Below are 15,495 nucleotides of genomic sequence, written 5' to 3'. Positions count from 1 at the left end.
GTCTAATTTCTTCTACTAAATCTGTAGTTTTCGTTACAAAAAATCTAATTTCATCGTTAAAGGCTAATCCTCTAATCAAATAATCTTTCATTAAAATTTATTCCTTTCAATTCTAGAACTTCTTATTACGATGTATTATTATACATTTTATTTCCGTTATTGTCTATTTATTTACGTTTATAAATCTTTATAATTAAATATGAATCGTTCCATTTCCTCTATATTATCTGTAAATAAAGTTTTTTCTCTATCTCCCTTAGTTAAAAACCCTTCTTCTACCATCTTATCAAAATATTGTTCTAGAAAGTCATAATAACCATCAACATTCATTAATATACACGGTGCATCTTTTTTGCCTACTCGAACCCATGAAATTACCTGTGATATTTCTTCTAATGTTCCAGGACCTCCTGGTAGAGCAATAAAAACATCTCCAAAATCAACAAGTTTAGTTTTTCTATCAGACATATCATCAACAATAATAAACTCAGTAATACCAGTATGGCTTATTTCTCTATCAACTAAAAATTGAGGCATTATCCCTATAACTTCCCCCCTATTTTCCAATACCGTATCAGCGATTACTCCCATTAATCCAATTTTCCCACCACCATAAACTAATGTGTGATTATTATCAGCAATCCATTCCCCTAATTCAGTTGCATTTTTTATATATGATTCACTCTTTCCATTATTAGCTCCACAAAAAACTGTTATTTTCACGACAACTAATCTCCTTTTTTAAAATATCTTTGTTCTTTTCATATAAAAGATTTACCACTCAGTTTAGAACGGTAAATCTTCAGTTTCTATAACAAAAATTATTTTTCTTTATTCATTTTGTATAATTCAATGATGCCTTTTAATGTCAATTCTTCATCTACTATATCAACTACATCACTGTACTTCGCTATAAATTTAGATAGACCACCTGTTAATACTACTTTATAATCTTTATCTAAATCTTGTTTCAAATGCTTAATAATATTTTCAAATTGACCTAAAAATCCATAGAATAATCCTGCCTGCATTTGACTAGTTGTATCCAAACCTAGCGACGTACTTACCGCTTCAAATTCTACTCTTGGAAGTTTAGCTGCTCTTGCATATAAAGCTTCTGCACTAATATTCATACCAGGACAAATAATTCCACCTTTGTAATTCAATTCTTCATCTACACAGTCAAAAGTTGTTGCTGTACCAAAATCTACTACAATAGCAGGTAAATAAGAACTTACCTTAGCTCCCACTATATCCACAACACGATCCGCACCAAGTTTACTGCTGTAAGGTTCAGGAACTTTTATACCAGTATTAATCTCAGTAGAAACTACAATAGGTTCTTTTTTAAAGTATTTTCTACTTAACAATTCCAAAGCAAACATCATCTTAGGTACTACACTTGATATAACTACTCCATCAAAATCTTCAAATTTAAGCCCCTTGTCTATAAAGAAATTTCGGATAATAACATATAATTCATCTTCTGTTTTAGTATTATCAGTTGCAATCCTCCATGAATGAAGCATTTTATAATCACTTCCAAAAACTCCAAGTACAATATTCGTATTTCCGACATCCAATGCAAAAATCATTTTTAATCTCCTATGATTAACTTATTTTAAGAATGATACTATTATACCACAATTACCCTAATGCAAGTAGTAAAATACAAAACATATATAACATACCATTAAAACTATAACTACAAAAAAAGATTATTGGCTAACTTTTTAACCAACAATCTTTTCTATATTATTATCTTCTAGATAAAGATTCTCTATATTTAAGAGGTGTCATTTTCACTAGAGTTTTAAATATTCTAATGAAATAACTTGTATCGAAATATCCAATATAATCTGCTACTTCTGAGATTGAAAAATCAGTGTTTGCAAGCAAATAACAAGCATTAGAAATACGTTTATCATGAATATAATCTACAATACTAATTCCCATGTCCTTATTGAAGATTGAAGATAAGTAACTCTTATTCACACCAAGATAATCACTTACATTATCTAAGCTGATTTTCTCTGAAATTCTATCATTAATATAAGCTATACAATTACGAACTACCGCTTGTTTATCTTTATATTTATTTCTATCTACAAGCAAGCAATAGCTTCTAATAACATCTTCTGATAAGTCATAGTTATCTAGTTTATTTTTAATTTTAACCCATAATTCTTCAATTCCTAAGTAATCATCATTATGTTGTTCTAAAGCATAACGCAACAAATCATTCATATTATAAGAACGTCTACGACGTACATTTACACCTTGTTCCACATGATTTTCCTCTACTCCGTGATTTCTCTTACGAAGATCGAAAAGCATATTGACACGAGAAATATTCCCATCTACTACAGCTTCTAATATTTCACGTTTAAACTTAACTTCACTTTCTAAAATACTATTTAAATATGAATTCTTTCTTGAAGATGCTCTTCGTACATTTTTAACACTTGAATCTTCTACTAAAACAATCGCATCTAAAAAATCTACATTTTCATCTTCAACTAATAATTCTATTAAATAATTGAATTTCTTTCTTGGTGTAATTGGTAATGAAAAATACACATCACAAATTAATTCGCTAATACTAGCTCCATACTTAATTAAAGACTCTTGGAATAATTTTGTCGGTATTAAGTACTCTAAAAACGGAGTAATTAAATAGAATTCTTCATCATTTTCACTCGGAATAAATAAACATGAAATCCCCAGTCCACTTTGACATTTTACTAATTTACCAGCAACTAACCCGTCTTTAATCTTAGGAAGATTTCTTTTAACAAATCTACTAAAAATACTACTTAATTGCTCTTCTCCCAAATCAAATCGCATATCTTCATCTGTATATTTGTACGTTAATACATCTCCATTTAAATCTAAAATATCCTTAATTCGATCTATTTTTTTAAATGAACTTCTCATTTTTCCTACCTCCTAACAACTTTTAATTTTAATCTATTGTAATATCACGTCTTGCATTTACAATATATGAAATTGTAAAGAAGACAACGCTATAAGCTACTAACATAATAATTAATGCATTCGCATTATCAAACTTAAACACTTCTCTTACAGCATTACGAGCTGCTTCATCTTTGTAATAATCAGCAAATAACGGCACATCAAACATATGATATTTAGCCCATGAATATTTAGAAACAGCAAAAACTGTCAATCCTTGAATTAAACCAGTTCCTAAAAGTGATAACATTACTAATACTAATGACAGGATTTGCGTTTTAAATACGACACAAACTAATACTACCATTGCCACGAAGAAGATAAACACCGCTAAATCCGCTAAATTAGTAATTATAATTTGTTTAGCAACTGTTCTACCAAAATACCCTTCTTCTATAGTATCTTTCAAATGATTTAAACCTAGTTTTTTGTTAAAGAATACATAGTATTTTGTTAAAAAATCAAATACTGTTCCCACTACTAAGAAAATAATATAGTTAATAAATGCTAAAACAATTTTAGCAGTAAGTATCGCAGAACGAGATTTAGGTTTTGTGTATAAAAACTTAATAGTTCCTTTTGAATACTCTTGAGATAAATTATTAGCCAACACGATTAACGAAAATACCAATGCTAGTGCAGCTGAAACTACTGTTATCCCACTTAATATTTTTACAACATCAATGCCATCTTCAAATTGTTTTTTTGTAAAATAACTATTTAACAAAATAATACCAAATGACAGTAAAAAATATAACCATGTTGTTTTCTTTTTATAATCTTTTATAAATTCATTGATTAATAATTTCATTATTTTCTCTCCCCTCCTGTAATTTGTAGGAATCGATCCTCTAATGATGCATGCAATTCACGCATTGTATCTAATTCAACATTGTTATTTACTAAATATGAGATAATTCTAGCTTTTTCCCCACGTTCAAGATTTTTAAATACAAATCCCTCTTTAGTGCGGTCATAGTTAATTCCCAATTCCCTTATTAACAATTCAGTCTTTTCATCATCATGAGTTGTTATTAATGTCTTAACAACCTCTTCTGAAATTAAGTGTTCTAATTTATCATCAGCAATAATTTTACCTTTTTCTATTACGATAACTCTGTCACATAGTTTTTCAATCTCAGCTAATAGATGTGATGAAATTAAAATAGATACACCCGTTGCAGCAATTTCTTTAAGTTTATTACGGAAATCCTGAACTCCTTGTGGATCCAATCCATTTACAGGCTCATCAAGAATTAAAATCTTAGGATCATTAAGCAATGCCTGCGCTAGTCCTAAGCGTTGACGCATACCTAGTGAGTATGTTTTAACTTTTTTTCTAATCACTTTTTTAAGTCCAACAAACTCTACCAATTCTTTCATGCGTGCTCTAGTAACTTTTTTCCCACATACACGCGCGATTTGTTTCAAGTTAGACCATCCTGACATATAATTATAAAACTCAGGTGTCTCAATCATTGAACCAACTTCTTTAAGCATAGCATTTTTCCCTAAGCCTAGAGGTTTTTCAAAACAGTAAACATCCCCTTTTGATATTTTTGTAAGTCCAACTATCATTCTCATTATTGTAGTCTTACCACTACCATTTGGTCCAAGAAGTCCAATAATTTCACCCTCGCGCATATCGAATGTAATATCCTCAACTATTGTTTTTAAACCAATACGTTTTTTAAGGCCTAATACCTCTAATACTGCAGGTTGCTCTTTTTCTTTCTCTACTTTTTCCTCATTTCTCACTTCAGGTACAGTTTCTCTTTCAACAGCATGAAGCAACTCATTTCTATCCAACACAACAGTCTCTTCATAATCATCTCTAACGTTTTCTGTAATGACCGGCATAACTACAGTCTGTTCATGATTTTCTGGCATCACTACAGGTTGCTCATAATTTTCCGGCTCAACATGTGGTTTTCTAGTATGAGTAGAAGAATTTTCAATATCAAGTTGCTTTCTTATTCTTTCTAATAACTTAGCATAATCTTCCGATGTTTTTGTATTATTTCCCAATTCATCGCCACTTAACATATCTTTATTTTTTTCTGAATTTGTCATTATTTGTAGAAGTTTCCTTTCTTATAAATTTTCTTTTATATTATATCATATTTATACTATTATTTCCATTAAATAATTAATAATTATTTTTTATTTTACTACTTTTATCCCCCCAAACAAGTCAAATCATAATTTAAGATTTTTTTATTTATCTACTATTGATTAGATTATGAAAATTTGAAATCCTTTTATAACAGCAATCATTTTCTGAACTTTAATTTATATTTTCTTAAAATTTTGATTATACTTGTACATACATTAATATAAAAATTCTAAAAATAAACATATAATATAATAAGATAGCACATAACTTCCACTATAGTTGAAAACCATATTTGTTTTTATATTAACTTTCCTTAAACTCAAAACACTAAAACTATTATTACAGATATAATGTACTTTTTCTCATTTACATAAACTTAATATATATTCAATTACTTTTGTTATTTCCGAACATTTAAAATTAATATCAGTAAATAACTTTCAAATTTGTGATATAATATATTCAGAGGTGATTTTCATGAAAAAAGAACTTAGAAAAAAATTTATTTCAAAAAGAGATATCTTGCCTGAAGACTACAGAAAAATGGCTAGTGAGAAAATATTTTCAACACTTGAAGAACATAAATTATTCAAAGCAGCCGAAAAAATATTTATTTTCGTAGGCTTTGGCACAGAAATCCAAACGGAAAACTTCATAAAAAGATGGATAAACAAAAAGCAAATATTCGTCCCTAAAATCGATGGGAATGACATGAACTTAATACAAATCAAATCTTGGAACGATTTAGAACCTGGATGTTTTGGTATCTTAGAACCAAAACATTCTGCTAATTATGTAGGTGAAATCGACTTAGTCATTACACCTTCAATAGTATATGATAAAAATGGTTACCGCCTGGGTTATGGTAAAGGATTCTATGATAAATATCTTGCTCTAAACAATCACAACACGAGCATAGGAATATCTTACGATAAACTGCTTCAAAATGATATCCCAATAGATAGCCACGATAAAGCAGTAGATATAATTATAACCGAGGAGAAAATACTAATAATTAATGAAAAATATAATAGTAACAACTAGCGTAAAAACAACTAAAGAACTTGATTCAGCCGCAAAACTACTAGCAAATAACTTAGCACTTCAATATATCCCTAGAAACAAGAAAACTATTAAGCAACTACTATCAATCGTCACAGGTGTTTTAGTTGTCTATAAAAACAAATTAAGTTATTACGAAAATAACTCCGAACTTTTCTTCCACTTAGATACTACAGCTCTAAAAATAAAAAATTCAGACAACGAGCCTCTACTGGAGATAATCAACGATGAAAAACAAGACATTCTTGACTGTACAATGGGGCTCGCTGGCGATAGTATACTACTAAGCTATTACGGACACAACGTCACAGCAATAGAAAAAAACAACATTATATTCTTAATTACAAATACAGGACTAAAAGAATACACCTCTCAAAACGAAAAAATCAACGATGCTATGAGAAAAATTACATCTTACAACTCAGATTGTCTAGAATTTCTAAAAAATAGCACAGACAATTCTTATGATGTAATATACATAGATCCTATGTTTTCCCACAGCATCGCCGAATCAAACAACCTAGATGGAATTACTACTCTCGCTGAAACTTCATTTCCGTTCGATAGTTTTATTATAGAAGCTTGTCGTGTAGGAAGAAAAAAGATTATTATAAAAGCCCATTTTAAAGACGATATATTCGAAAAATACAATTTCACAAGAATAATAAGAAAAAATACAAAATTCCATTATGGATTTATCGACATAACAAAAAAACCAAAAACTAAGCATTAAAGCTTAATTTTTGGTTTTTCACTCTTCATTTCTTTAACCGCTAAATATCCATCATATCCTGTTATTTCTTTAAATTCACGATATAACGAATTTTCTTCCGATTTAGCTCGAACTACATTTTTAAATTCTTTATATGTTGATTTAAACTGCATTAATTCAACTCCCGATAAATAACACTCCTCTATTAAATCTAAAAATTTAATAATAACAGTTATTTCATCAGTATTGTATAAAGTGTAGTCGATAGGATAATTAAACTCCATACCCGCTACCTACTCAAAAGTATATCCGACACCACGAACAGTTCTTAAATTCTTATCATAACCAATTTTTCGTAGTTCTTTTCTAAGCCCAGAAATATAAACCTCAATCGCATTAATAGTTGTCTCAGAATCAACCCCCCATACACGATCAAATATCTCTTCTTTTTCTAATACGATATTATTATTAATTACAAAAAATGATAATAACTCAAGATATTTACCTTTAATAGTTTCTAATGTTCCATATCTAGAAATAACTAATTCATTTTTAAGATCCAATATTAAATCTCCATAAGTAATTTCATTTTCACCTTTAAGATTACTTTCACGTTGAAGTAGGTTCGCCATTGTTGTCAGTATAAGAGAAGCATCCGCTACACGTGGTAGATATTCTGTTACTCTATGCTTCATAACTCTAGCCTTTTCTTCAGTTGATTCAGCTATAGTTATTACAATTACTGGTATTTTCGATTCTTTTTCTTCACGAATATAATCTAATAGATCAATTCCACCTCTTCCGGGTAAAATGCTATCAGCAATAACGAAATCATAAACATTTTCATCAATAAATTTTTGTCCATCTAAGCCATTATAACAAACATCAGCATCAAATTTCTCTGCGATTGCCGCCTTTAACGATGCAGCCAATAATTTGTCATCTTCTACAATAAGTGCTTTAAGCATCAATAACTCCTCCTTATATTTTTAAATTAGTTTTCACCTAGGATATTATTTTATAACTTTTCTAAAAAAAATACAACTAAAACAAAGATATTTTTTTAATTTTTTTGATTAACATAAAATATATAATGCTGGAGCACAATATTCCAACAAAAGCTCCGCTTCCATCTATTATCACATCAATAACATTCCCACATCTACCTTCCACAAATGTCTGGTGAAATTCATCACTAGCCGCATACAAAATAGAAAAAATCCAACTTATAGATATCGTTTTCTTAAAATCTCTAAATTTATCACTTTTCAAGAATAAATTTGAAAAATAAGAAAACGAAAAAAATCCTAGCATTAGATATTCACTGAAATGCCCTAATTTTCTTACAGCTAAATTGTTTGAAATCTGAGATGATTCCGAACCCACCTGACTAGAAAATAGAAATATAGCAATGCATACAAAAATTAATATTAGTAATGAAAAGTATTTTTTATATAAAAATTTAATAAAATTTTCTCCTTATTATTTAGTTTAATATTTTTTTCCTAATTTCTATCATACCACATTATCTTAATAATTGGCAACATTTGTAATTAAAATAATCAAAAAAATACATTTTAATTTATACTAATCATCCAAAAAACATAATATTTTTCGAGAAGTTACAGATATAGTAACATTTATCTTCATTTATTATAAATGGAAATTTAATTCCATATAATATGGAAACTATAAACTCGAATAAATTTTAAATTTTTACTATATAAATAAGGGACGACTCGAATATTATGATCCTATTTTAATCAATTTCGAATCGTCTCCTTATAATTTGTGTATTGAGTACTAGCTAGGTGTGCAGTTGCATGCTAGCACTAATTTTTAAATAACCTTATCCTATTAAATGAACAATGCATCACTAAAAATAGATTATCTTAATTTTCTTTTTTTCTAAGTAGATAAAACGCAAGTAATACCGTACTTCCTAAGAAGACTGATGTGTCAAGCTTCCCTTCACCTGTTTTAGCTAACATTCCTTTACGAGCATCCACTTTAATACTGTCCATAGTAGGTACTAATTGTTCTGGAGTTTTCGTTGGAACTTGAGGCGTCACGCTTGGAACTTGAGGTTTGTCTTCACGTGGTGTTACCGGTTTGTCTTCTCTTGGTTCTTGTGGTTTATCACCTTTTGGTTCTTGCGATTTGTCTTCACGTGGTTGTTCTGGTTTATCACCTTTTGGTCCTTGTGGTTTATCTTCACGTTGTTGTTCTGGTTTATCACCTTTTGGTCCTTGTGGTTTATCCTCAGTTGGTTTATCTCCACAACCACAGTTGCCATCTTTTCCATCGTATCCATCTTTACCGTTCTTCACAACAATTTCTTGTTTTGTTCCATCTGGATTTGTAATGATAATAATGCGACTTCCATCTGCATTTTCTTTTGTTTCAATTGTAGATGATTTACCATCAATTCCATCTTTTCCGTCGCGTCCGTCTTTTCCATTCTTCACTACGAATTCTTGTTTTGTTCCATCTGGATTTGTAATGATAATAGTGCGACTTCCATCTGCATTTTCTTTTGTTTCAATTGTAGATGATTTACCATCAATTCCATCTTTTCCGTCGCGTCCGTTTTTTCCATTCTTCACTACAATTTCTTGTTTTGTTCCATCTGGATTTGTAATAACGATAGTATGTGTTCCATCTGCATTTTCTTTTGTTTCAATTGTAGATGATTTACCATCAATTCCGTCGCGTCCATTAACTCCGTCTACTCCGTTATAGATATCTTCCTCACTGATTAATGTATCACCAGTATTGTACATTAAATTATTATCATTGTCGTAGTAAACAGTAATATGAACTCCAATTGGTTTAGTTGTTGGTTGAGGTGTCGGAGTAGAGTCCACACTTCTTGCTCTTCTTGCACTTCGAGGTTGCGCTGGATAAATTGGTTTTAATTCAACACGTGGTGCACGACCGTCTTTTCCGTTTGTTCCATTTTGTCCATCGCGTCCTTGAAGACCTTGGTCACCTTTGTCACCTTTTGCTCCTTTGATGTTACCTGTTTCTTTCCACTCTCCATCTTTCTTAACAAGTACGTCGCCTGTTGTTGTATTGATGAATGTATCCCCATCTTTACCATCTTGAGCGGTTGGTGCGCTTGTACCGTTTAGGATATCTTTTCCATCACGTCCATTTTGTCCGTTTGTTCCATTTTGTCCATCGCGTCCTTGAAGACCTTGGTCACCCTTGTCACCTTTTGCTCCAGCTGCTCCGTCTTGACCATCTTTTATGACAGATGTTCCTAGAACTGTATCTGTTCCTTCGTCAAACTGATTATTTGCATTCTTATCACTATAGAATGTTAACGTAGTTTCTTTCTTAGTTTCATTGCGATCTACTTTGACTTTTGGAGTTTCTCCATCTTTACCATTCTTGATAATTGTTTCAACAAGTTTACCGCCTGCTTGTGATATCGTAATGGTATGAGTTCCGTCATTGTTTTCCTTCACTGTAACTGTCGGAGTCGGTGGCGTTAAGTCTACAACATCAATTGTGATATCTTTTGTAATAGACTTACCTCCTACACTTGTTACGGTTACTGGAATGTCAAATGCTCCAGCTGCTGTTGGTGTTCCTGAAATAATTTTAGTAGACTCATCATATGTTACACCATCTGGAAGTTTTGTTTTATCAAATATTAATGTGGCACCTGCTGGTACTGCAAACGTAATTGGACGAAGAGCTGTTTTCCCTAGCGCAATCATTTGACGATTATTTTTAATGTCTAATGATACTGGATCATCTACTACTTTTAAAGTAATAGTTGCTTCTGCACTATCATTTGAAGTTCCTTTACCTAACAATTCAGAATCTAACGTTGCTTTCAAGCGAATTATATATGTCCCAGGCTTGGTTGGAGTTCCGCTAATTGTACGATTTACACGATCATAACGCAACCCTGCTGTTGACTCAAGATAAGAATCTATATCGCCTTCTGGTAAATCTACACTTAAGTAACGAGCTCCTAAGTTCGAATGTTTACTGTGAGTAACAACCATATCCTTAATAGCTGTACCCACATGAATCGTTTGTTCTTTATCTGTAACATTGATACTTACTGGAAGTGGGCGAACATTAATTTTAATATGTCCCCCGTCAACTGGAGATTCTACCATTTCTGGGAAAGTCGCTTTATATGGAATTAAATATTCTCCCACTTTAGATGGTGTACCGGAAATAGTTCTTGTATCTGAATTATAAGTAACTCCTGGTGGAAGTTTACTTGTATCTACTTCTAATCTAGCTTTGCTATCAGAAGGAACCAGTACTACATTGTCAATAGCACTTAGAACATCTTTTTCTTGCTCCTTATTATCAACCGTTACAGTTAAATTACGTTTCGTTACATTAATCGTTAACGTTGCACTTGCTGTTGAATTTCCACTAATTGTTGGACTTGTTGCTGTAAATGTTGCAGTATAAGTTCCAACTTTTGTAGGAGTTCCTGAAACAGTTTTAGTCGTAGCATCATAATTTACCCCAGGAGGTAAAGAACCTGAAGTTATCGATAACACCGCTCCATCCGCTTGTAGATTAATCGAAGGAAGTTCATCTAAAACTTTCACTTCTTTTCTATTATCAGGAATAGAAAAGTTTAGCGGCACACTGTTTACTGTGATATTTACATACCCATATGTCGACTGATTTGTACCACCTGCAGTAGTTCTATTAACATATCCATACACTTGGAAAGTCCCTACTTGAGTCGGAGTACCTGTGATTGTTTTTCTGTCCGCAGACCAGCTTAAACCTCTTGGTAAAGTACCTCCAACTGAACTTACAGTCGCATTTGCAGGAATTTTAAGTGTAATTGGAGTTATTTCATTACCTGCTGTAAACGTGTAATTAGCCGTTGGGACATTAAAGTTTCCTGGCATTACTGTAAGGTCGACTAACTTAGTAACCGACTTGTCATCTTTAGTAGCCATTACCGGAATAATATAACGACCTTCATATTGCCCTTTCCCTGATAATGTCTTAGTACTTTCATCATAAGTTATTCCCTCAGGCAACTTAGTAGGATCAACTGTAACCGTTGCTCCCTCACTAGCTGTGACAACCATATCTTTAAATTTAGTACCTTCTACAACCGTCTGTTTATCATTCGTAATAGATAAATCTAAATCCGTTACAGGTGAAGCATTTACCTCATAAGTAAACTTAGTCTTAATCTGACGACTTTGACCTTCAGCATTGGTATATGTAGCTGTAACAACCGCTTCTTTTCGACCATCAGTTTTTTTCAGAGCATAACCCACTAAACCTGTACTATCCGCATTAGGACTTAGGTGAATATAGTCACCCTCTGATTCAACCGTTAATTTAGTAATCTTACTACCATTCGTCATTAAAACAGGAATATTTGGAATCTCTTTTCCTTCAGTCCATGTTTTATGATCAATATTATTTATACCATCCATCACTTCAAACCTATAAGTACGAGATGGAACATTGGCTCCAAAGTGTCCGTCACGAGCTGTAGCAGTAATTGTATAAACACCTGCAGCTAAAGTCTTATCATTTTGTTTTATTACCTTAAATCTAGTAGGATCTTCAGTATCTTTTATAATCTCTACTCCTTCAGGTTTACTATTGATTTCCAATGTAGCATTCGCCTTATTCAGTACTAAGTCTCCTAGATTTTGTTCCTTATCAGAGATAGGAACAGCTACTGGAATAGGATTAGTCACTCGGTAAAGTTTATCCGCATCAAACATAACATCAGCGTTAGTAATAGTATAGTTTCCACTATTACTGTTTCCGTTATTTGGAGTAGTTTGCGAAACTTCCTTAGTAATAAGATTTAAATGATAATTAGTTACCCTACCGATATTATCCGTTATTTGAAAATCAACAAAATAAGTACCTGCTTTTTCTGGGAGACTTTTAAATTTTAATCGATAGGGTGACAAATTGGTTAAATTATCATCAGTGCTTCTTTCATGCTCCCTAGAAATATTATCTGTCAAAATATCTGAAGTTGTACCATAATATTTACTATAGATAAATATATTATTCGCTGTTGCTGGACCATCTTTAATAAGCTCTACTTTTACACCGCTACTGCCACCTGTTTGTTCTAACTTAGTAATAGTTATCGGAGCTGCATTATTGACAATATTATATTCATCTCTACTTCCTGGCAATGATAGCCAAAGATTAGATGTATATTGAGGGCTATCTGTCTTCGCGTCCGCTATCGTCTGCGGCTTACTAGAATTCAAATAATAACCAAAAGGAGTAGATGTCATATACGCTGTATTAGTATTCTTATCATAAGTAACCGAGTCTCCATAAGAATCGTTAGTATGAATAAAATAATCAGAATTTTCAACCACCTTAAACACCGGTGGTTCTTCTATCGTTAAGTTAGCTACAACTCTAGTATATGGATCTGTTTTAGACTGCACTCCAATAACATAATTTCTACTTTCTATTGAATTATTTAGAGTGACTGTTTTAGTTATATAACCTGTTGTTTTGTCGAAAGTATATCCCAACGCCTTAGCATCTGGAGTTAATTCTACATCATCCCAACCTATTCTCGTCAATCCGACCTTATACTTCAGGTCAACTGTAGAACCATCTTTTTTCAATTTATAATCTCGTATGTTACGACCAGAATCATCTCCAAAATAACGCTCTAAGGTCATATACGGTGCTCCCTCAACAGATTTCACCTCTACATTTGTAGTATATGATTTACCTTGATAAGTGAATCCGACATTATAAAGACCCGATTCTACTCCAGGTGAAACAGAACCAGATAAAAAGCCTTTATAATGTGTTTTCCCATCAGAACCAGTAAAACTTGAGTAACTAGCCCTCAATCCTAATTTCTTAGCATCCTCATTTAAAATAAAATAATAGTACGAATTATTATAATATCGGTCACTATTTGTATCATCATTTCCATACAACGTATTTGAAATGTCATACCCAATTTCAGTAGAATCCGGTGCGCCATTCGAATAAATTACTTTTGAGCCAGTTCTAGGAGTAAGTTCTGGAGAATCCGTACTTGTCTCTGCAGGAGGAGTTACCGTTGTCTCCAACCTATAACTAACTTTCCCTGAATGTCCTGACCTTCTAAGCTCTAAATATAGTACCTCAAGCGCGGTTTCAAGAGTTCGCACACTGTTATTTAATTCTTCTAGAGTCGCTTTATCTTTTGTTAAAAGCTGTTGCACTTTACTCTCTTCTTGCTTAGAACTCTCTAAATTCGTAGTTATTTTAGTTCTAACTTCTGCACTAACTTCTTTCCCTGCTAAATATTTTTCAGCTTCTTGGCTAACTGCCTTAGATTCCAAAAGTCTATTTGATAAAGTATCCTTAGCTTCTTGAACTTCTTTTTTCTCTAAAGATTTTTTATCTTCTTTTTCTTCCAGAGTTTTTTCTTTCTTCTCTTTAGATTTTTCAACCTCTTTTTCTTTAGCGTCTACTTTATCGGCAGTCTTCTTATCAGCATTTTCTTCAGATTTTTTTGGTATTTCTAAATTAGCAGAATCTGAATTTTCTTCTGATTTTGGTTTTGTTTCTGCGTTTGTAGAATTTCCAACTGTACTATCTTGTTTTTTACCTATAACCTCATCTTCTATATCTTTAGGTCTTCCGGCTGATACATTGTCTACCTTGTTCGCTATCTCAGCTCCAACAACCTCTCCAGCCTGTACTTCTGGAACATCAGATACACTACCTACATAAAACTGCGCAGCAAGAACCGATGCCACACCGACACTAAGTTTACGTATTGCATATTTTTGTCTTTTTTCAAACTTCATATAATTAAATAATCTCCTTCTTTATTTTCAAATTCTTTCTAAGTATTAAATAGATATATTATCCTCATTTTTGAACTGTCAATATAATTAACAAAATTGAACTACATTCGAATCTTATAACAAATATACCCCTTAAAATGATTACTAGACAGAGCTCTCTGAATTGTAACAACTATGAACAAAGCTTACCCTACATACGCGAGGGATCGATATCAAAATTCGATTTATGAAATCTTTTTGATATCTAATAAATACTAAGAAAGCAACTTTACAAACCCCTTTTCTTTAGGTTATATTCTTGTAAAGTCGCGTCACTTAAATCCTATAAATAACACTCCAATAACATCTATATATCCGTAAGTGTTGCTTCTTTTATCATTTCAAATATAACCCTAATTATTAATAAAAAAACAATTAAATTATCGACATTTGTCATCTCTAAATACATTTTAAAATGATGCTTTTTAAGTATATCACACATCGCTTTATTCAGCAAATATCTTCTTAAAAATTTTTAACTTTTTCTGTAAATGTGTAGACGCCAATATAAAATATATAAATTTTTCAAAACTGACGTGACTTTTAAGTGATATGAATCATCTATAACCGAAACGTAATTTAGAAATCTCTCAAATACAGCTAATTCTTATACAAAAAAATGGGAGTGACTCGACAAAATCGATTTTGTCGAGTCACTCCCACAAAGTTTATTAAATATCTAAAAAACTTTGATAAAGCGAATTTAGATATCGATAAACCACTGCGTCTATGAGTTATCATATACACTTTTTTAAAATTTAGGACTTTTGAGTCTACCCATTTTC

General features: G+C 31.7%; 11 protein-coding genes. 2 read left to right on the top strand and 9 right to left on the bottom strand.

The genetic code is table 11. The annotated features are described in order from the left end of the window. Window positions 1-177 precede the first annotated feature (177 nt). The 5 genes from RWS90_RS03330 to RWS90_RS03310 all read right to left on the bottom strand — a co-directional run bounded on the left by RWS90_RS03330 (window position 178) and on the right by RWS90_RS03310 (window position 5,049). Window positions 178-723: a TIGR00730 family Rossman fold protein gene (locus RWS90_RS03330; RefSeq protein WP_314548601.1), complete on the bottom strand. Its 546-nt coding sequence runs from the start codon at window positions 721-723 to the stop codon at window positions 178-180. A 98-nt stretch (window positions 724-821) separates the two neighbouring features. Beyond that, window positions 822-1,595 (bottom strand): type III pantothenate kinase, encoded by a 774-nt coding sequence (locus RWS90_RS03325; RefSeq protein WP_314548600.1) that lies wholly within the window; start codon window positions 1,593-1,595, stop codon window positions 822-824. Between the two features lie 163 nt (window positions 1,596-1,758). After that, window positions 1,759-2,937 (bottom strand): AraC family transcriptional regulator, encoded by a 1,179-nt coding sequence (locus tag RWS90_RS03320; protein ID WP_314548598.1) that lies wholly within the window; start codon window positions 2,935-2,937, stop codon window positions 1,759-1,761. A 28-nt stretch (window positions 2,938-2,965) separates the two neighbouring features. Continuing rightward, the gene (locus RWS90_RS03315) at window positions 2,966-3,787 is read right to left on the bottom strand and encodes an ABC transporter permease subunit (protein ID WP_314548597.1); all 822 of its coding nucleotides are present in this window, start codon (window positions 3,785-3,787) and stop codon (window positions 2,966-2,968) included. Further along, a complete protein-coding gene (locus RWS90_RS03310) occupies window positions 3,787-5,049 on the bottom strand; it encodes an ABC transporter ATP-binding protein (RefSeq protein WP_314548594.1) in 1,263 nt (420 codons plus the stop codon). The genes RWS90_RS03315 and RWS90_RS03310 overlap by 1 nt, the downstream gene beginning before the upstream one ends. Window positions 5,050-5,569: 520 nt before the next feature. On the opposite strand from RWS90_RS03310, the gene RWS90_RS03305 reads away from it, so the two are divergent. Continuing rightward, the gene (locus RWS90_RS03305) at window positions 5,570-6,136 is read left to right on the top strand and encodes a 5-formyltetrahydrofolate cyclo-ligase (RefSeq protein ID WP_314548592.1); all 567 of its coding nucleotides are present in this window, start codon (window positions 5,570-5,572) and stop codon (window positions 6,134-6,136) included. After that, on the top strand, window positions 6,111-6,887 hold the full coding sequence (locus tag RWS90_RS03300; protein ID WP_314548590.1) for a class I SAM-dependent methyltransferase: 777 nt from the start codon (window positions 6,111-6,113) through the stop codon (window positions 6,885-6,887). Before RWS90_RS03305 ends, RWS90_RS03300 begins: the two co-directional genes overlap by 26 nt. On the opposite strand, the gene RWS90_RS03295 is transcribed toward RWS90_RS03300, so the two are convergent. The 4 genes from RWS90_RS03295 to RWS90_RS03280 form a co-directional block, all read right to left on the bottom strand. Next, window positions 6,884-7,150, bottom strand: a complete 267-nt coding sequence (locus RWS90_RS03295; protein WP_314548589.1) for a UPF0223 family protein — start codon at window positions 7,148-7,150, stop codon at window positions 6,884-6,886. The two genes, RWS90_RS03300 and RWS90_RS03295, sit on opposite strands and share 4 nt — an antisense overlap. A 9-nt stretch (window positions 7,151-7,159) precedes the next feature. Continuing rightward, entirely contained in the window at window positions 7,160-7,834 is a 675-nt protein-coding gene (locus RWS90_RS03290) for a response regulator transcription factor (RefSeq protein WP_314548585.1), read from the bottom strand. Between the two features lie 76 nt (window positions 7,835-7,910). After that, window positions 7,911-8,291: a VanZ family protein gene (locus tag RWS90_RS03285; protein WP_314548603.1), complete on the bottom strand. Its 381-nt coding sequence runs from the start codon at window positions 8,289-8,291 to the stop codon at window positions 7,911-7,913. Between the two features lie 467 nt (window positions 8,292-8,758). Beyond that, window positions 8,759-14,671, bottom strand: coding sequence for a putative Ig domain-containing protein (locus RWS90_RS03280; protein ID WP_314548583.1), 5,913 nt, complete (start codon window positions 14,669-14,671; stop codon window positions 8,759-8,761). Between the last annotated feature and the right edge of the window lie 824 nt (window positions 14,672-15,495).

The sequence above is a fragment of the uncultured Gemella sp. genome, assembly GCF_963529685.1.
In the GTDB taxonomy this organism is placed as follows: Bacteria; Bacillota; Bacilli; order Staphylococcales; family Gemellaceae; genus Gemella.
The sequence above is the reverse complement of the archived record's forward strand: the minus strand, read 5'-3'. Positions and strand labels throughout refer to the sequence as shown.

What these genes read in the sequence shown, in the direction of transcription:
- RWS90_RS03315 (WP_314548597.1), bottom strand. Translation starts at nt 3,787, where the DNA reads ATGAAATTATTAATCAATGAATTTATAAAAGATTATAAAAAGAAAACA.
- RWS90_RS03295 (WP_314548589.1), bottom strand. Translation starts at nt 7,150, where the DNA reads ATGGAGTTTAATTATCCTATCGACTACACTTTATACAATACTGATGAA.
- RWS90_RS03290 (WP_314548585.1), bottom strand. Translation starts at nt 7,834, where the DNA reads ATGCTTAAAGCACTTATTGTAGAAGATGACAAATTATTGGCTGCATCG.
- RWS90_RS03280 (WP_314548583.1), bottom strand. Translation starts at nt 14,671, where the DNA reads ATGAAGTTTGAAAAAAGACAAAAATATGCAATACGTAAACTTAGTGTC.
- RWS90_RS03305 (WP_314548592.1), top strand. Translation starts at nt 5,570, where the DNA reads ATGAAAAAAGAACTTAGAAAAAAATTTATTTCAAAAAGAGATATCTTG.
- RWS90_RS03310 (WP_314548594.1), bottom strand. Translation starts at nt 5,049, where the DNA reads ATGACAAATTCAGAAAAAAATAAAGATATGTTAAGTGGCGATGAATTG.
- RWS90_RS03300 (WP_314548590.1), top strand. Translation starts at nt 6,111, where the DNA reads ATGAAAAATATAATAGTAACAACTAGCGTAAAAACAACTAAAGAACTT.
- RWS90_RS03320 (WP_314548598.1), bottom strand. Translation starts at nt 2,937, where the DNA reads ATGAGAAGTTCATTTAAAAAAATAGATCGAATTAAGGATATTTTAGAT.
- RWS90_RS03325 (WP_314548600.1), bottom strand. Translation starts at nt 1,595, where the DNA reads ATGATTTTTGCATTGGATGTCGGAAATACGAATATTGTACTTGGAGTT.